Here is a 19,170-nt window from a genome sequence, read left to right on the forward strand (position 1 = left end):
ATATGAAAAGAACCATCGCGTTACTAAAAAATAATAATGAACTAAGAGTAGTTGAAGAAGAAGTTGATATATATTTGGAGATTCCTCATTTAGCTTACGCAGAAGTAAAGAAAAAAGATGGCGGCAAGGCGATACTTTTTACAAACGTTGTAGACAAAAAAAACGGCATAAAGTTTCAAGAGGGCGTGTTGATGAACGTTTTTGGTTCATATAAGCGCTGCGAGCTTATCTTTGGCAGAACAATAGAGTCTATTGCAGAGGAGATAACAAAGCTGCTGCATATGAAACCTCCTGAGAAATTTTTTGACAAAATCTCAATGGCAGGAGAACTTTTTTCACTTAAAAATATTTTCCCAAAACGTACAACGGCTAAGGCCGCATGTCAGCAGTTAAAATATTTGGATGAGAGTATTGACCTTTATAAGCTCCCTATTCTCACTACTTGGGAGCAAGACGGCGGTCCGTTTATAACTATGGGGCAGGTCTATACACAGAGTCTTGATGGCGAGATGATAAATCTTGGAATGTACAGACTTCAGGTTTATGATAAAAATCATTTGGGTATGCACTGGCAGATTCACAAAGACTCTTCACACTTTTTTGACCAGTATCAAAAAGCAGGCAAAAAGATGCCGGTCAGCATTGCTATCGGCGGAGATCCGCTTTACACTTGGTGTGCGACTGCTCCTCTTCCATACGGCGTAAACGAGCTTTTGATGTATGGACTTATAAAAAAAGAGGGCGCAAAACTTGTAAAGTCGCTTACCACTCCGCTCTATATACCGCATGATGTTGATTACGTTATTGAGGGGTGGGTAGATACTAACGATATGAAAATTGAGGGACCGTTTGGCGACCATACCGGTTACTATACCCTTGAAGAGCCATATCCGGTTATGCAGGTGAGTGCGATTACGATGAAAAAAGAGCGCACATATTTAGCAACAGTTGTCGGCAAGCCGCCTCTTGAGGATAAATATATGGGCTGGGCAACAGGAAAGATATTTTTCCCGCTTTTAAAAACAACCGCTCCTGATCTGCTTGATTACCATATGCCTGAGAATGCAGGTTTTCACAATCTTATTCTTGCAAAGATGCAGCCTCACTATAAAGGACATGCAAAACAGTTTATGCACGCTTTTTGGGGTGCAGGACAGATGAGTTTTGTAAAACATGCAATATTTCTGGATGAAAAAGCTCCTAAACTTGAAAGCTACGAAGCTGTAACTGCTTATGTACTAGATAGGTTTACGCCAAAGTCTCTCTTTATTACCGAAGGGATTTTGGATGCGCTTGACCACTCATCTCCGGAGACTCTAGTTGGTGGAAAACTTGGGATTGATGCAACCGCTGCGTATAAGCTAGATGCTCCTCAGCTACTAGGTGATGAAGAACTTTTGGCAAGAGTAAAAGAGGTTATGCCTGATGCGCTCAATCTTCATCAATACATGAGAAGAACAAAAAATCCTATAACCGTGATATCTGTAAATAAAACAAAAAATGCAAAGCAATATTTTGACGCTCTTGTAGAACTTAGCATGCATATCAGGATCGTAGTTTTTGTTGATGCGCAAAAAAATGATATCTTTAATTCCTACATGTTGATTTGGAGAGTCACGAACAACATAGATGCTCAGAGAGATATTTTTATCTCAGGTTTAATGGTCGGAGTTGATGGGACAAACAAAAACATGCTTGATGGATTCGAGAGAAGATGGCCCGATGATGTTGATTGTACTCAAAGCGTTATAGACTCTTTAAAGAGCAAAGGCATCTGGGATTTGAACGAAAAAGTGCATGAAAAGTTTCAGTTGTGATAATTTAGTATCTTTGTTGCTGGCTATAGGGTTAATATAATAAATGGTAATACAGCATAATCCATTATTATAAGGGACTTGGTGCATGAATAAGGTTTTTATCTCTGTTTAGCCATATTTGTTCTTACCTCATTTTACGCAAATGCGGCGGTCTATAAGGGTAAAAAAGAGTTTGTGATAAAATGTGTTAAGTGTCATAAAGCAGGATAGGAATTCGACTCTCTTAAAATAAGATAGATTTTTTCTATCTTAATTACCCTCTTCATTTTGTAAAATCGTTTAATTTGGCTAAAATACGAAACTTTTTTAACTACTTCAAGGAAATTATTATGAACAAAATGTGGTCAGGTCGTTTTTCTGCGAGTGCATCAACTCTTCTAGATCAATTTAATGCTTCTATTATGTTTGACAGAAAACTCTATCGCGAAGATATCGAGGGCTCTCTCTCACATGCTGGGATGCTTGCAAAACAGGGGATTTTAACTGCTGAGGAACTATCTCAAATAACAAAAGGGCTCTCCCAGATAAAAGAGGAGATAGAGTCAGGGGTATTTGAGTGGAAAATATCGGATGAAGACCTCCATATGGGCATTGAGAAGCGCTTGACTGCAATTATCGGCGATGCCGGTAAAAAACTCCATACTGCAAGAAGCAGAAACGACCAGATTGCAGTAGATTTTCGCCGCTACGTATTGCGTAAAAATTTGGAAATAGTGGGTGCCGTAAAGCTTTTGATGCAGGAGATACTCGTTGTTGCACAAAAGCACACCCAGACGCTTCTACCAGGAATGACGCATCTTCAACATGCGCAACCTATAAACTTCGCTTTCCATTTAGGCGCCTATCTGTCAATGTTTAAAAGAGATATTGAGAGATTTGAGAGCTCACATGCTAGAAACAACGTCTCTCCGCTTGGCTGTGCGGCACTTGCTGGAACTCCACATAAAATAGACAGAGATATGACGGCGGAGCTTTTAGGATTTAGCAGTGTAAGCGTTAACTGCCTTGATACGGTAAGTGACAGAGATTTTGCGTTGGAGATTTTGTTTAACATATCTACGATGATGATGCATATTTCACGCCTTAGTGAAGAGCTTGTTATGTGGTCTAGCTATGAGTTTAGATTTATCGAACTTAGCGATGAGTACTCTACTGGTTCTTCAATTATGCCACAAAAGAAAAATCCTGACGTACCGGAACTTCTTCGCGGAAAGACCGGGCGTGTTTACGGCTCTCTGATGGGTCTTCTTACCGTTATGAAAGCTCTTCCGCTTGCCTATAACAAAGATACGCAGGAAGATAAAGAGGGCGTCTTTGATGCGGTTGAGACTGCTGAAATTTCACTGGAAATACTAAAAGAGGCTATTAAGACTATGCAGGTTAAGGCTCATAATATGAGCAGTGCTTGTAAAATGGGGCATCTTAGTGCTACTGATTTGGCTGACTATCTTGTTCAAAAGTGTGATATTCCTTTCAGGGAGGCTCACTTTATTACGGGAAAAGCTGTGGCAAAAAGCGAAGAGCTAAAAATTGATTTGAGCGATATCGAGTTGAAATATCTTCAAGAGATAGATAGCAGAATAGGTCAAGACGTTCTGAAATTTCTATCAATCGAGAATTCTATGAATGCCAGAACTTCTGCAGGCGGAACATCTACACAAAGAACAGAAGAGCAGTTGGCTTATTTTAAAAACTTCTTGGAGAAATAATTATGAGAGTAGTTGTATCACATTTAGATGGAATGAAGTTTGAAGCAAAAACAGATAAGAGCAGTTTTATAATCGACGCTCCGCAGATATCTCCGCTGGAGTATTTTTTATCTGGGATTATCTCATGTAGCGCTACAGATATGGTGTTGCTTCCCAAAAATCAGGGCAAAACAGTTTCAAATTTAGTAATCAGCGGCGATGCTATAAGAAACGAGGATTTCCCGAAAAAGTTTAACACTCTTCATCTGGATTACGGTTTTAATTCGGATGGTGATGACATAGTCGCAGCAAGGTGGGTCATGGCTTCGCTAGAGACATACTGCTCAACGATTAACACCATAAGAGACAGTGTTGCAATAACGTACTCTATAACTCATAACGGCAATAAAATTAGAGAGAATGAAAAGATGATTTCAGGCGGCGGAAGCATTCTGGACATGGGCAAGATAGAGAGCTGTCTATCATAGTAAGCCGTACACTTTACGGTAAGAGTTAACTCTTTGCGTTACTTTTTTAAGATAGGTTTTTGGTTCGTCATATTTTAAATCTTTAAGAAGTTTGTTGTAAACCTGCTCTGGCGTCAAGTTATTAATTACGAGCGCCGCATTTTTAGTATTGTTAGTTCTGACAAAAGCCCACGCAACATTTCCAGCTCCAGTATTATAAGCTGCTATCGTACAGTATAGGCGGCTGAGAGGGTCTTCTATTTGGTTTAGATATCTGTAGTAGAGTATATGCAGATAAGCACTCCCCATCGTTATATTGTTTTTGCTGTCGTAGAGATAGCTTCCTGAGACGAGTTTTTTCTCTTTGTACAAGAAGTGATAAGTGTCGATGCCCGCAGTTTTAGGAACTATCTGCATTAGGCCATAAGCAGGCACATGTGACCTTGCTCTTGGGTTGAAACTGCTCTCCGAGTGCATAATGGCAAAGACAAGCGAGAGAGGAATATTTTGCTTTTGAGATTGTGTTTTTACCTCTTCGTAATATATTTTAGACCTCTTAATCATTGTATCGCTCGGCAATGAGATATTAAGCGTATATATTTTTGTATTTTTGAGTTTGCTTGAGTCTGTTGTTTGGATATTTTTATCTTGTGTATTTTTATCTATGTAGGTTATCAGTTTCTCTTTTGTCGGCTCTTTTTCAAAAATTACGCTAGAGAGAATCGGCTCCGATTTTATCTCGCTCTCAACAACTCCTGAGGGTTTTTTTACCTCTGATAGTTTTTGCTCTAAAGGGTCGCTTTCATGGGCTTTTTTGGTGTCTGCGGTAATTGCATGCAAGAGTGCGTCTTGAAGCTTTTTTTTCGCCTCTTCTTTTGAAGATGCTATTGTCTGAAGAACTATTTTCTCCTCTTCAAAATCTACGTTAGTTCTGGTTTTTTTGTCTTTAGTGTATGCAACCCATCTTTTTTGAGTTGACATCAGAGGCTCTTCCCAGTAAATGGCAATCTCTTTTTTATAGTCGTCATAGGCTTTTTGCAGATTTGTTTGATAACTCTCAAACTCCTCCTCAACGCTTTGCTTGTAGTCCCCAAAAGCATTATTTGCATCTTCAAAACTTTGCATCTGAGCATTTTTAAATTCAGACGCGCTTTGGGCATATAGCATTGAAGAGATAAGAAGTGAGATGAAAAATTTATTACTCATATTTTCTGCCTATAGCCACAAGATGGCTTTTTTAAAACTTTCCTTTTGGGTCTGCATCGCTTAGGTGCGACCATGCGAGTTTAGCACCTCCGACTATGTGAAAGTGGAGATGTTTTACCTCCTGAGCACCATCTTCGCCAACATTTGTAATAACTCTGTAACCGCTTTTTTCAATCTTTAGCTCTTTTGTAACATCATGTATAAAACCGGTCATATTTTTCATAGTTTGCCCCGTAACCTCATTGAAGCTATCTATATGTAATTTCGGGATAACCAATATGTGAACGGGAGCTTTTGGATTAATGTCGTGAAACGCCAGAAACTCTTTGTTTTCCAATATAACATTTGACGGTATCTCTTTGTTCACGATTTTACAAAATATACACATTTGACCCTCTTTTTTTATTTATTGTAACATATAAATTGACAAATGAAGCTATATGTAAATTATTTTTGACTATAATCGTTCTAAAATTTAAGAGGGTAATTCCCTCAAATACGGGTGAGTCTATTGAAAGAGTGGTACGACGCAATAAAAGAAGCACAGAGTGTTGATAGAATCGAAGAGATTCGCATATCTGTATTCGGCAAAAAGGGTGTTTTGGCAGCAGAATTTGCTAGAATGAAAGAAGCACCGGATGAGGAAAAATCAAAAATTGCACAAGAGTTAAACGTTCATAAAAATGGACTTATGAACGAGCTGACTGCTAAAAAGATAGTTCTTCAGACACAAGAGCTTATCAAAAATATGAAAGCGGAGGCAATCGATGTCTCTATGTTTGGACAAAAGCCCCAAGCAGGCGCGCTTCATCCAGTTATGGAGACTATGGATAGGATTGTGGAGTATTTTTCGTCAATGAATTTTGCCGTAAAAACCGGAACTATGGTTGAAGATGATTTTAACAACTTTGAGGCGCTTAATCTGCCTAAACACCACCCAGCACGCGATATGCAAGATACTTTTTATTTCAAAGACGAGATGCTGCTTCGTACACACACTTCGCCTGTTCAGATAAGAACGATGATGAGCACAAAACCGCCAATTCGCATGATAGCTCCGGGAGCAGTTTTTAGGAGAGATTACGATATTACACACACCCCTATGTTTCATCAGGTCGAGGGGCTTTTGGTTGATGAAGATGGCAAAGTATCTTTTGCAAACTTGAAGTTTATACTAGAGGATTTTTTAAAGTACATGTTTGGTGATGTCGAAGTGCGTTTTAGACCTAGTTTTTTCCCTTTCACGGAGCCCTCTGCGGAGGTAGATATCTCTTGCGTATTTTGCAAGGGCGAAGGGTGCAGAGTCTGTTCAAAAACAGGCTGGCTAGAGGTCTTGGGCTGCGGAATTGTAGATCCTAACGTTTTTGAAGCGGTTAAATATGATAACGTAAGCGGATATGCGTTTGGCCTAGGAGTCGAGAGATTTGCGATGCTTATTCATCAGATAGGAGATCTTCGCTCACTCTTTGAGGGAGATATTAAGTTGTTGGAGCAGTTTCAGTGATAGTTACTAAAAGTTGGTTAAACGAGTGGATAGATTTAAGTTCTATATCTACTGATAAATTATTAAAAAAATTAAATTCCATAGGTTTAGAGGTTGACAGCGTTGTAAACAACAAAGTTCCTGAAAAAATCGTCTTTGGAAGAGTCGTGGAGTGTGTTAAACACCCTGAAGCCGATAAGCTAAATGTCTGTCAGGTAGATATCGGAACAAGTACACGCCAGATAGTATGTGGCGCTTCAAACGTAAGAGTTGGACTTGATGTTGTTGTTGCAACCATAGGTGCCGTTATGCCAGATGGCATGGTAATTAAGCCTGTAAAGCTTCGCGGCGTAGAGTCTTATGGTATGCTCTGTTCAGCAAAAGAGATTGGTCTAGGAGATGTTTGCAGCGGAATTATAGAGCTAGACAGCAGTATAGGAAAGTATAAAATAGGAGAGGATGTATCTACAAATCCTATATTTAACGATGACATTATAGAGATAGAACTCACAGCAAACCGCGGGGATTGCCTAAGCATCAGAGGAGTTGCAAGAGATTTGAGCGCTGCTTTTGATAAGCCGCTTAGAGAGATAAACACAAAAGAGGATGAAGATAAAAGAGTCGGAATTGGGCGAATTTTAACGCTTTCTCATGAGAACAATCTCGACGTAAATATCAGATATAAAGCAATAGAGCTGAAAAATCTAAATATTCCGTTTGTTACAAAGCTGAGACTGGTGCAAATAGAGGATAAGAGAGAGTCGGATATAGAGTCCCTTATTCTATATGCTATTCACAGTACGGGCGTAATTTTAAGAGCCTACGATTTTAACTTTTTCCGTGCAAAAAACGAGACAATGGCAAGAGTTTCTCTTGGTAAAGATGAGAACGGTTTCGCATCGATTATATCAAAGAATAAAAAAGCCTCAATCGTGGGAGTGGGTCAAGATGATGCCTCAAAGGTTGTAGGCAGCGAAGGCACTATTCTGATTGAAGCTACTTATATCCCGCCTGATGTTATCTCCAAGAGGATGCAAGAGAAAAAAGTGCCTGCTTGCCCGGCATACTATAGAGCATCAAGAGGAAGCGAACCTGAATTAAATCAAGGCCTTGACTACTGTATTAGTGTTTTAGAAGCAAACTCTGCTTCTACAGTTTACGGCGGCACTATAGAGCTTGGCGAAGTAAACGAAGATAAAATTATAAGTGTCAGCAAAAAAGAGATTGATGAGATAATAGGCGCTGTTATAGATAGGGCGAAGATAACTAAGATTCTTAAAAATTTAGGTTTTGACACCACAAAATCATCAAGCGACAATTTTGTTGTCTCAGTTCCGAAATTTAGACACGATATATCAAATAAACAGGATATCGTAGAAGAGATAGTGCGCTTAGTCGGTATTGACAATATTCCATCAAAGCCCTTTATCTTTGCAGAAGAGAACAGGCTGAGTGACGACTATACAAAATACAAAAAGAGACAGACATATAGACATAAAGCAGCTTTCAGCGGCTTTTTTGAGTCCGTACACTTTGTTTTTGACGAAAAAAGAGTACTCGAGGAGCATGGATTTGCTACTGTAGATGAGAGCAAAGAGCTTTTAAATCCGATTGTAAATACTCTTGACACTTTAAGAACTACGCTTCTTAGCGGACTGCTGAGAGCTGCGTCAAATAACTCCAAAAACGGTTATTCGAGCGTAAAGCTCTTTGAGGTCGGGTCTGTATTTAACTCTCAAAGAGAAGAGTCTCTGAAAATGGCTATGCTTTTTTGCGGAGATAAAGAGGCTGAGAGTATCTCAAATTGCGGTAAGCCATCAAAGGTTGATTTTGTATTTTTTGCACAAAAAGTCTCTGACATTATCGGAGCATTTGAGCTAAGAGCGGTTGAGACTAGCCACTCTCTTTCTCACCCATTTGCGTCCGCTCAAATATTGATAGAGGGCGAAGTTGTAGGTGAGCTCTTTAGAGTTCATCCAAGCGTACAAGAGAGCTATGATTTGGACATAACTTACATGTGCGAACTGGATTTTGAAAAATTGCCATACGGTTTAAAAACTGCAAATCAGACCTCAAAATATCAGGCATCTTTTAGGGATTTGAGTATCGTTATGCCAAAAGAGATGAGTTATGAGAAGGTCAAGAGCGTAATCGATTTATCACAAACAAAGAATCTTGTAAGATTCTATCCTGTTGATAGATACAGTGACGCCTCTTTGGGTGACAATATGAGCCTCTCGATTCGTTTTGTTCTTCAGTCGTTTGATAAAACACTGGAAGAGGATGACATAACAGGTTCAATGGACGCGATTTTAACTGCACTTAAAAATGAGCTTGGTATAGAAATTAGATGAGCAGCGTTAAAGTTATAAAGGCATCGCCTTTTTCGCTTAAAATTTCCGAAATAGCACCAGATAAATCAATATCTCACCGCTGTGCTATGTTTGCTATGTTAGCAGATGGAACAAGCGAGATAACTAACTTTTTAAGAGCAGAAGATACTCTCAATTCTTTAAATATAGTAAAAAATCTTGGCGCGACAGTTGAAGATGACGGTGTAACCATCAAGATAAGTTCTGATGGGATAAAAGAGAGCAGCGAGATACTCGACTGCGGAAATTCAGGGACAGGAATGAGGCTGTTTTGCGGGCTTTTAAGCTCAGCAGAGGGTCATTTTGTGCTAACTGGAGATGAGTACCTTAGACGTCGCCCGATGAAGAGAGTAACTTCTCCGCTTCAAGGAATCGGTGCAAAACTAGACGGCAGAAACAACGGAGATTTGGCTCCGCTAAGCATTAGAGGAGCTTCTCTTAGAGCCTTTAATTACGAGAGTAAAATCGCTTCCGCACAGGTTAAGAGCGCCATGATTTTGGCAGCACTCAGGGCTGATGGCGAGTGCAGTTACAGCGAACCAGAGCTTAGCCGCGACCATACCGAGAGAATGCTAAAAGGGATGGGTGCAGAGATAGAGGCAAATGGGTTGATTACAAGAGTAAAACCTATGAAAAAACTTCTCTCTCCGCTAAAAATCAGAGTCCCCGCTGACCCATCAAGCGCGTTTTTCTTCGCAGTTGCAGCGGCAATTACTCCTGGCTCTGATGTAATTTTAGAGGGTGTTACGCTTAATCCTACGCGTATTGAAGCCTTTAAGGCATTGGAGAGAATGGGTGCTGATATAAGATACGAGACTACTGAAAACAAGTATGAGCCAATTGGAAATATACATCTGAAATATGCGCCGTTAAAAGCGATAACCGTTGAACACAATATCTCCTGGCTTATTGATGAACTTCCTGCTCTCTCGATAGCTTTTGCATGTGCAGAGGGTATGAGTGTAGTTAAGAACGCCGAAGAGCTTCGTGTAAAAGAGAGTGATAGAATCTCTACCGTAGTAAACGGTCTAAGAGCTTGCGGCATTGAAGTTGATGAAGTTCATGACGGCTACAGCGTAAGGGGCGGTAAGCTAAAAGAGGCTGTGATTGACAGCCATGGAGACCACAGAATTGCTATGAGCTTTATTATTGCGGGGCTTAAATGCGGTATGAGCGTGAATGATGTTGATTGTATAAACACGTCGTTTCCAAACTTTTTTGATATTTTGCGAAAGATTACTACTATTTGATTTGATATATTAGAAAGAATAAAAAGCTTCTAGCCGACAGGCTTAGCTTTAGTGAGGGGAATTTTAAAAGAATTCACTTCTTTTTAAAAGGAGACAAACATGAAGATAGAACTTGCCGAGAGTTACGGTTTTTGTTTTGGCGTAAAAAGGGCTATTAAAATAGCTGAAGAGAATAAAAACTCCTCGACTTACGGTCCGCTTATACATAACTCCAAAGAGATTGAACGCTTAGAGAAAGATTTCAAGGTTAGTCTGACGGATGACCACAAAAGTTTTGCTTCAGGGGAGAAGGCGGTTATACGCACGCACGGCATTCCGAAAAATGAACTTGAAGAGCTTGTTGCAAACAGGGTAAACGTTGTAGATGCGACATGTCCCTATGTTACAAAACCGCAGCAGATTTGTCAGGAGATGAGCGAGCAGGGGTACGATATCATAATTTTTGGCGATGAAGCCCATCCAGAAATCAAGGGTGTTAAAAGCTATGCGACACACGGTGCAAGAGTTGTTACATCCCCGCTAGAACTCGAAGATTTAAAACTAAAAGAGAAGATAGCGCTTGTTGCCCAAACGACCAGAAAAGTTGAAGATTATTTAGAGATTGCAAACTATCTTATTCCTCGTTATAAAGAGGTAAGAGTATTTAACACTATCTGCAATGCAACATTTGAGAATCAGGAAGCTGTGAGAAAAATCTCTAAAAAAGCTGACGTTATGATAATTATAGGCGGGAAAAACTCATCAAATACGAAACAGCTCTTCAGTATCTCTCACGACAACTGCAAAGACAGCTACCATATTGAAGATGAGAATGACTTGGATTGTTCATGGTTTAAGTCTAAAGAGTTTTGCGGAATCAGCGCAGGTGCATCTACCCCCGACTGGATTATTCAAAATGTTGTCAACGCAATACAAAAAAACTGCTAATTTCTCTCTTTTAGAGAGATTATTTTTTAATAATTTCTACAATTTTTCTAAACTCCATTCCTCCTCATAGCCTGTTTTTTACATAATTAATAAAAATATTATCAATAATTGGATATACTCACGAAATTTTTATGTAACAGAGGATAGGTAATGGCGTTCGATAACGAATCATTTGAAGAAGAAGAAAATTTTGCAGAGATGTTTGCTGCAAGCGAGAAACAGCAAGAGACAACTCGTATCGTAGAGGGTGAGATTGTTGAAATCCAAGCGGATGAAAACAGAGCATTAGTAGGAGTAGGTGATAAACTAGAAGGTATTCTTAGTCTAGATGAAATTAGCGAAAACGGTACGTTAAAGTTTAACGTTGGCGATAAAATCAAGGTAATGGTTACCGGATACTACAATGAGCGTCCTAAGATATCATACAAAAAAGTTCAAGAGCAACAAAAAACTATAGATTTTATTGATAAGCACAAAGAAGACTTTGAAGATATTATTATTGACGGTGTTATTACAAAGAAAAATCGTGGCGGCTATGTTGTAGAAGCTGACGATGTTGCATTCTTTATGCCTCGTTCACTTGCTGCGTTTAAAGATACTGATGAAGTTATTGGGCGCAAAATAAAGGCTCAGGTTGTCAAGATTGATGAGGAGCAAAACTCTATTGTTGTATCTCGCCGCAAACTTTTCAATGACGAGCGCAAAAAGAAAAAAGAGGTTATCGACAAGCTGATGGAAGATGGCAACATTATTGAGGGAACCATCAAGAAAATTACTAGTTACGGTATGTTCGTTGATGTTGGCGGAGTAGACGGTTTAGTTCACTACAACGAAATCAGCTACAAAGGTCCTGTAAACCCTTCTAAACTTTATAAAGAGGGCGACACCGTTATGGTTAAAGCTATCTCTTATGATAAAGATAAAAGACATCTTTCTCTCTCTATCAAAGCTGTTCAGTCTGACCCTTGGGCAGAAGTTGAGAGCGAATTAGACGAAGGCGATACAATTACTGTTACTGTTTCAAACATTGAAGCATACGGTGTATTTGTTGACTTAGGAAACGACATTGAAGGTTTCTTACACATATCTGAAATCTCATGGGATAAAAACGTTAAAAATCCAAATGACTACCTAAAAGTAGGTCAAGAGATTGATGTTGAAGTTATAGAGATAAACCCTAAAACTCACAAGCTTCGCGTTTCACTAAAAAGACTTCTTGCAAAACCTTTTGATGAGTTTATGAAAAACTACAAAGAGGGTGATTTAATAAAAGGAACTGTAACGTCTCTTACAGATTTCGGCGCATTTGTTCGTATAGACGGTATCGAAGGGCTGTTACATAACCAAGATATCTCATGGGACAAAAATGTTAAGTGTAAAGATATTTTAAAAGTCGGCGATGAAGTTGAAGTTAAAATAGCTAAAATCAATCCAGAAGACCAAAAAATTTCACTAAACAGAAAAGCTCTTTTAGAGAGCCCTATTGATTCTTTTGCTAAAAACCATAAGTTAAACAGCGTTGTTACAGGAATAATTCGTGATATTAAAGATTTCGGTGTTTTCGTATCTTTAGAAGACGGCGTTGATGCGCTTATTCGCGACGAAGATCTTACTCCGCTTGAAAAAGCCTCTTTAGAGATAGGTCAAAAAATTGAAGCAGCAATCGCTGTTATAGATACTAAACGTGACCGTATCCGTCTATCTGTTAAAAAACTTGACTATATTAAAAATCAAGCAATGCTTGATGAGATTAACGATGATGAAGCACACTCTTTAGGCGATTTAATTAAAGATAAATTTAAGCAAAAATAGTGCGAAAGATTCTAAAATGGCTCACTCCTCTCATAGCGTTAGGGGTAGCTGTTTTTATCATTTTTTTTCTTATTTCAATTAACTCAAATGAGACCTATATAAGACTCTCTCCGCTAGAGCACAAAAGCAGCGCAACAGTAGGAGAGGCTAAAAAAGTTTGGTTGAACCATTTTTCAAAGTCAGAAAAACTGGGATACTTCTATCCTGTCAATGAGGTTTTTATTCAAGTTGATTTGAATGAGAAAATAGTAAGCCAAACTGTATACAAACTCTCAGCACCGATATTGGACCCATATCAACTCTTCTGTTTAAAAGAGGAGTTAAAGCAACATCGATTAAAGTATTATCTAAAAAAAGATAAGAGCGGTGCTGAGCTGCTAATTTTCTCAAAGGACAGAGATAAACTAAATTCTCTAGTCGAAGTGTTAAAAAATTATCAAATTTCAGCCAATGTCGGGCTGTACAAAGAGGATACGTAATGCAAAAATATACTATAGTTGTTTGTGATCATATTCACGAAGCGGGTTTAGAGATGCTTCGCAATGATGAGAATATAAATTTTGTTATGGCTGCTGATGAAGACAAAGTAAAACTTTTAGACATTATCAAAAACGCTGATGTCGCAATAACAAGAAGTTCGACTGATGTTGATGATAAGTTTATTGCTGCAGCAAAAAATATGAAAGCTATCGTGCGAGCAGGCGTTGGTGTTGACAATGTTGATATCCAAGGGTGTTCAAAAGAGGGAATAATTGTTATGAATGTTCCTACTGCAAACACTATTGCGGCGGTTGAACTAACCATGACGCATATGCTCTCATGTATGAGAATGTTTCCATATTCACACAACCATCTAAAACATGATAGAGTGTGGAAAAGAGAGAAGTGGTACGGATATGAGATGAAGGGTAAGAAGCTCGGTGTTATCGGTTTTGGAAATATCGGAAGCCGCGTAGCAAAAAGAGCTCAGGCGTTTGAGATGGATATCGTCGCTTACGACCCATATATAAACCCTTCAAAAGTAACAGACTGCAATATGGTATACACTAAGAACTTTGAAGATATTTTAGCGTGCGATATTATTACTATCCACACGCCTAAAAATAAAGAGACTGTTAATATGATAGACAAAAAAGAGATTGCAAAGATGAAAGACGGCGTGGTTTTAATCAACTGTGCTAGAGGTGGTCTCTACAACGAAGATGCTCTTTATGAGGGGCTAACAAGCGGTAAAATTCGTTTTGCAGGAATTGACGTATTTATGAAAGAACCTGCTACAAATCATCCGCTTCTTGACCTTGACAATGTAACTGTATCTCCTCACTTGGGTGCAAATACATATGAGTCTCAGTATAACATCGGTGTTCAGGCGGCTGAAAACGCAATTGCTGCAGCTAAGGGAATCTCTTACGCACACGCTATGAATCTTCCGATTGACGAGAGCAAAATACCGCCGTTTGTAAAACCGTTCTTGGAGATGGGGCAGAAGATTGGTTTCTTAGAATCTCAGCTTAACAAATCCCAGATTATCTCCATAAAAGTAAGCGGGCAGGGAGAGATTGCAAAATATGTAGACTCTCTTGCTACATTTGTTGCAGTAGGCGCGATGAGCCAAGTAAGTGATGACACTATCAACTATGTAAATGCTGATTTTATAGCAAAAGAGAAAGGTATCAAGGTTGAGTTTGAAGCGCTTCACGACTCATCTGTTTATAAAAATCTAATCACTATAAAACTGACTACGGCTGAGGGCGGAACGACTACAATCAGCGCTACAATTTTTGATGATAACGTATTTAGAATCGTATCAATAGACGGCTTTGATATCGAGGTTGCTATTAAAGGCGACATGGTAATACTTAAAAACCAAGACGTTCCGGGTGTTATCGGAAACATCGGTTCTACTCTGGCAAAACACAATGTGAATATAGCGGACTTCTCGCTTGCTAGAAACGACAAAAAACAGGCACTCGCCGTTATTTTGGTTGACAGCATTATAAGTGATGTAACGCTAAGCGAACTGCTAAAAATTGACGCTTGTTTAAGCGTTCAGTACGCTAGATTATAGACTAAACTAACAATATGAGCAAAGCCCATATTGTTAGGTAGGGAGAAACCCCTAAGGCTACACACATCATTAGGATGTGTGAGAAATAAGCTTCCCTTTAATTTTTTTTAGAAAACTTCTACTCATCATCCAAATTAAAATGTCTATTTAAATCAGCTTTATAGAGCAGTATCGGAACGATAATCAAGGATGCGATAACCGCTGCAATTGTTCCAAATATAAGAGCAACTCCAAGACCGCCAAATACTGCGTCACCGGCTAAAAGAGTCGAAGCAAGTATAATGGCTGCGGCGGTGAGAAAAATAGGTTTTGCGCGCGTTGCCGTAGCGTATGCAATCGCTTCAGCTTTTGGCATCTTCTCGTCTCTCATCAAAGAGGCTGTAAAGTCAATCAATAAAAGAGAGTTTCTTGAACTTATCCCGATAAGCGCTATAAAACCTATGAGCGACGTAGCAGTTAAAAAGAATGTATCCGAGGTGAAGAGATCCATTATGTAGTGTCCTACAATTACGCCGATAATTGATAAAAATGAGCCTAGAAGTATGATGCCGCTAAGTGTGTAGCTTTTATAATAGATAACCATCAGTAAAAATATAAGCACAAGTGCTGCGATAAAAGCAGCTCCCAGCTCGACAAAAGTATCAAGAGTTACCTCCATCTCACCGTCCCAAATCAGCTCATAAACTTGTCTGCTCTCTTTATCAGTTAGCTTAAGATTAAAGAGACCTGTTTTTTCTATCTCATATCTGTCGTCAAATGTCTTCAATATCGTATCTCTTGCTTCCATAAGAGGGTAAACCTGAGAGACCATATCCGTCTCCGCCATTACGTTTGTCATCTTGTGGAGATTTTTGCTCATAATCATAGGGTTTGATTTTTTTGGCACGATAGAGACCAGCTCCGTAATAGGCGTCATCATGCCCATCTCATTCATCAGTTTTAGAGATGATAGTTTTGCATTAATGGCATTTATATCTTTTGATGAGAATTTTTTGGACTCAAGGCCCAAAGAGAGGTAGATTGGTATCTGGTCGTTTGCCACATCAGAGTTTTTGACAGCTATCTGCATCCCCTCAAATGCAAGGTATAAAATGTCGTTTAGCTGTTTTATATTTACACCCGAGAGTGATGCTTTTGTGCTGTCAACTTCAACCTCAAACGTGTCATAAATATCATCTTGCATAATCTCTACGTCAACAAGCCCAGCCGTGTTTTTAAAGACATCAGCTACTCTAAGGGAGAGCTCTCTGATGCCATCACTCTCTTGACCATAAACTTCCGCCACAATTGCAGCTAAAACAGGAGGACCGGCAGGAGGCTCTACGAATGTGATGGTTGTGTTGCTATGGAGCTGCGTACACTCATTTTGGATAAGCGGTCTTACTCTTTGAACCATAAAGTACGATGGCTCGTCACGGTGGTGTTTTTTTGTAAGATTTACGACTATTTCCGCCACATTTTCGCTGTTTTTAAAGTGAGAACCCTTGATTAGTCCTGCAAAATCAAGCGGAGCTCCCATGCCCAAAAATATCTCAAAATCGGTTATCTCTTTCTCTTTTTTAAGATGACCGGATATGCACTCAGCTACTCTGGTAGTCTGCTCTATTGAGCTTCCCTCTGAGAGAGTTGCATAGATAGTGAATGTGTCGTTATTTTTCCCAGGAAGCATCTTTGCCAAAACCATCTTGCTCGGCGCAATCATAAGCACGGAGAGTATAAATGCCGCTAGCGTCGCTGCTAAGATTAGGTTTCTTTTTTTTGGGTTTTGGATACCCTCAAAAACCGTATCTTGAAATTTTTTAAACATCAGTGCTTCTCCTCAGCGTGAAAATCAGGTTTTTTTAACATTCTAGCCGCCAAATATGGTGTAAAAATATATGCTACAAAAAGTGAAGCGACAAGAGCAACGGGAACATTTGCGGGAATCGGTTTCATAAACTGTCCCATCATCTGCCCGACAAACGCCATTGGAATCATCGTCATAATAATCGCCAGAGTCGCTATATTTGTCGGCGGTCCTATCTCATCCGTCGCCTCTATCATTATGTCGTCAACACTTTTGTTTGCCGAGGATTTTGAGTGGTAGTGTCTGTGAATATTTTCAATAACGATAATAGCCGCATCAACCAAAAGCCCAAGTGAAAGAAGGAATGCAAAAAGGGTTATTCTGTTGATGGTCTGTCCTGTCAGATAAGCCACAAAAATGGTAATTGCCAAAATCGCGGGAACTGTAAAGGTTACTATAAGAGACTCTCTCCAGCCAAGCACGAGAACTAGCAAAATCGCTATGATTACAATGGACAAAAGAAGGTGAAAGACAAGCTCGTTTACAGCTTCATTTGCTCTCTCTCCGTCGTTTCTTGTTATAACGTAGCCGATGTCGTTATTCTGTAAAAACTCTCTATAACTCTCTAGCTCGCTCTTAACTGCATCCGCGATAACTACTGCATTTGTGCCTTGAAGTTTTGAGACGCTGAGCGTTACTTGGTTTTGCAGCGGCGAAAACTCTCCGTTATTATCTTTTTGGCTTATGCTTGCCGATTTGAAATTTTGTATGTCGTAAGAGCTTGTAACTTTTGCGATTTGTCTTAGATAAATCGCAGAGCCCATATATTTTGCGATAATGATATTGCCTATATCATCTTCGCTCTCGATGGCATTTTTAACCCCGAGCATTATTATCTCATTCTCTTTGGTTCTGTTTTTTACAGCAGGAACGCTGTATGAGAGCGATTGAACCCCTTGGACAATCTGCCCCATTGAGATGTTGTATCCTGAGAGTTTGTTCAGGTCTACTTCGATGTTAAACTGTCTTCTGTTTCCGCCTTTTAACTCAGTCACGGCGACGTTTTTTAGCCCGTTAATGTGGTGCTGAATATCTTTTACCCTCTCATAAAGCTCTGTTTTGCTCATGTTTTCGTTTTTTGAGTAAAAAGCTACGGATACAACTGGGATATCTACGTCGATATCAAGCGGTTTGATTATCGGATTCATCGCACCACGAGGAAACATGTCAGAGTTTTGCATGATTTTGTCATAAATCTTTAGGTTTGAGTTCTCTTTTGCCTCTCCTATAAAAAACGCTGCGTTTACGATGCCGACACTGTCCATAGCCATGCTTGAGATGTTCTCAACGCCTTTGACCTCTTTTAGTTTTCTCTCTAAGGGTTTGACAATAACTCTTTGAATCTCGGCGGCGCTTGCTCCGGGAAGTGCGACAATTACGGTTGAGCCGCTTACTACCATCTGAGGGTTCTCTTCGCGCGGCATAACATTTAGTGCGAGATATCCGATGGAGAGCAAAAATATGCCAAGAACAACGGTTAGCGGATTGCGCAAAAATCCTGCCGCGAGTTTTCCTGCAATATCTGTGGGTTCATAACTGCTCATATTTTAACCTTTAATCGATTACAACGGTTGCGTACATACCGGGATAAATAGATTTGTAGAGATTTTTAAATGATATTTTAATCTTAAATGAGTGTGTCATAGGATTTGAGCTAGGTATGATTGCGCTTACGGTGCCGATTGCTTCTATGTTTTGCGAAGGAATGTTGATTTTTACCTTTTTCCCCTCTTTGATTAGAGATAGGTTGTCTTCTGATATCTCTGCAGAAATTTTTAGGTTTGTTAGGTCCGAGAGCTCAAGTGCAGGCATCCCAGGCATTGCCATTTCGCCTACTTCTATGTTTTTTCTAACAATTACGCCGTTGTTTGGAGCGGTAATATTTAGGTAGCGGTACTGGTTTTTTACCTCTTCAAGCTGTGCCTGAGCCTGAGCGACCTGTTTTGTGGCAATAAAAATCATAGTCGCCAGATTTGCTTCGGCAAGAGCGAGATTTTCAACCTCAAATTTTGAGACCATATCTTTTTCTAATAGTCTTTTATGTCTCTCCAAATTTAACTTAACATTTGTATATTGGTTTTGATACATCTGAAGAGAGAGCTGTGCCTGAGAGATTCCAAGCTCAACTTGAATTAGTGCAGAATCTATCTCTTTTGAGTCGATGGTATAGAGCAGGTCTCCCTTTTTAACCTCGTCGCCCTCTGATACTTTTACGTTTGTAACAAATCCCATAA

At 39.4% G+C, this 19,170-nt stretch carries 15 protein-coding genes; 10 read left to right on the forward strand and 5 right to left on the reverse strand.

What is annotated here, in order from left to right; all coding sequences use genetic code 11:
• Positions 1-2: 2 nt before the first annotated feature.
• The 3 genes from K0A91_RS06570 to K0A91_RS06580 all read left to right on the forward strand — a co-directional run bounded on the left by K0A91_RS06570 (position 3) and on the right by K0A91_RS06580 (position 3,993).
• Complete coding sequence (locus tag K0A91_RS06570; protein WP_295009199.1) at positions 3-1,817, forward strand: menaquinone biosynthesis decarboxylase; 1,815 nt, start codon at positions 3-5, stop codon at positions 1,815-1,817.
• A 329-nt stretch (positions 1,818-2,146) separates the two neighbouring features.
• Positions 2,147-3,526, forward strand: coding sequence for an argininosuccinate lyase (gene argH, locus K0A91_RS06575; protein WP_295009200.1), 1,380 nt, complete (start codon positions 2,147-2,149; stop codon positions 3,524-3,526).
• 2 nt (positions 3,527-3,528) lie between these two features.
• The gene (locus tag K0A91_RS06580; protein WP_295009202.1) at positions 3,529-3,993 is read left to right on the forward strand and encodes an OsmC family protein; all 465 of its coding nucleotides are present in this window, start codon (positions 3,529-3,531) and stop codon (positions 3,991-3,993) included.
• Here the strand turns inward: K0A91_RS06580 and K0A91_RS06585 are convergent.
• On the reverse strand, positions 3,988-5,178 hold the full coding sequence (locus K0A91_RS06585) for a murein transglycosylase domain-containing protein (RefSeq protein WP_295009204.1): 1,191 nt from the start codon (positions 5,176-5,178) through the stop codon (positions 3,988-3,990). The genes K0A91_RS06580 and K0A91_RS06585 overlap by 6 nt on opposite strands.
• Before the next feature lie 31 nt (positions 5,179-5,209).
• Entirely contained in the window at positions 5,210-5,566 is a 357-nt protein-coding gene (locus K0A91_RS06590) for a histidine triad nucleotide-binding protein (protein WP_295009206.1), read from the reverse strand.
• A 123-nt stretch (positions 5,567-5,689) separates the two neighbouring features.
• On the opposite strand from K0A91_RS06590, the gene pheS reads away from it, so the two are divergent.
• From pheS to serA, 7 genes are all read left to right on the forward strand, one after another.
• Positions 5,690-6,682 carry a phenylalanine--tRNA ligase subunit alpha gene (gene pheS / locus K0A91_RS06595; RefSeq protein WP_295009208.1) on the forward strand — a complete coding sequence of 331 codons (993 nt, stop codon included), beginning with the start codon at positions 5,690-5,692 and terminating at the stop codon, positions 6,680-6,682.
• A complete protein-coding gene (pheT, locus tag K0A91_RS06600) occupies positions 6,679-9,015 on the forward strand; it encodes a phenylalanine--tRNA ligase subunit beta (RefSeq protein WP_295009210.1) in 2,337 nt (778 codons plus the stop codon). Before pheS ends, pheT begins: the two co-directional genes overlap by 4 nt.
• On the forward strand, positions 9,012-10,283 hold the full coding sequence (gene aroA / locus K0A91_RS06605; RefSeq protein WP_295009212.1) for a 3-phosphoshikimate 1-carboxyvinyltransferase: 1,272 nt from the start codon (positions 9,012-9,014) through the stop codon (positions 10,281-10,283). The genes pheT and aroA overlap by 4 nt, the downstream gene beginning before the upstream one ends.
• Positions 10,284-10,382: 99 nt before the next feature.
• The gene (locus tag K0A91_RS06610) at positions 10,383-11,210 is read left to right on the forward strand and encodes a 4-hydroxy-3-methylbut-2-enyl diphosphate reductase (RefSeq protein ID WP_295009214.1); all 828 of its coding nucleotides are present in this window, start codon (positions 10,383-10,385) and stop codon (positions 11,208-11,210) included.
• A 150-nt stretch (positions 11,211-11,360) separates the two neighbouring features.
• Complete coding sequence (locus tag K0A91_RS06615; RefSeq protein WP_295009216.1) at positions 11,361-13,022, forward strand: 30S ribosomal protein S1; 1,662 nt, start codon at positions 11,361-11,363, stop codon at positions 13,020-13,022.
• Positions 13,022-13,501, forward strand: coding sequence for a hypothetical protein (locus K0A91_RS06620; protein ID WP_295009218.1), 480 nt, complete (start codon positions 13,022-13,024; stop codon positions 13,499-13,501). The genes K0A91_RS06615 and K0A91_RS06620 overlap by 1 nt, the downstream gene beginning before the upstream one ends.
• Positions 13,501-15,090: a phosphoglycerate dehydrogenase gene (gene serA, locus K0A91_RS06625; protein ID WP_295009220.1), complete on the forward strand. Its 1,590-nt coding sequence runs from the start codon at positions 13,501-13,503 to the stop codon at positions 15,088-15,090. Before K0A91_RS06620 ends, serA begins: the two co-directional genes overlap by 1 nt.
• A 118-nt stretch (positions 15,091-15,208) precedes the next feature.
• On the opposite strand, the gene K0A91_RS06630 is transcribed toward serA, so the two are convergent.
• The 3 genes from K0A91_RS06630 to K0A91_RS06640 all read right to left on the reverse strand — a co-directional run.
• Positions 15,209-16,897, reverse strand: a complete 1,689-nt coding sequence (locus K0A91_RS06630; RefSeq protein ID WP_295009222.1) for an efflux RND transporter permease subunit — start codon at positions 16,895-16,897, stop codon at positions 15,209-15,211.
• Positions 16,897-18,480, reverse strand: coding sequence for an efflux RND transporter permease subunit (locus tag K0A91_RS06635; protein WP_295009224.1), 1,584 nt, complete (start codon positions 18,478-18,480; stop codon positions 16,897-16,899). Before K0A91_RS06635 ends, K0A91_RS06630 begins: the two co-directional genes overlap by 1 nt.
• A 10-nt stretch (positions 18,481-18,490) precedes the next feature.
• On the reverse strand, positions 18,491-19,170 hold a 680-nt coding region (locus K0A91_RS06640; protein WP_295009226.1), incomplete at its 5' end, for an efflux RND transporter periplasmic adaptor subunit.

Source organism: Sulfurimonas sp. (genome assembly GCF_019429335.1).
Lineage (GTDB): Bacteria > Campylobacterota > Campylobacteria > Campylobacterales > Sulfurimonadaceae > Sulfurimonas.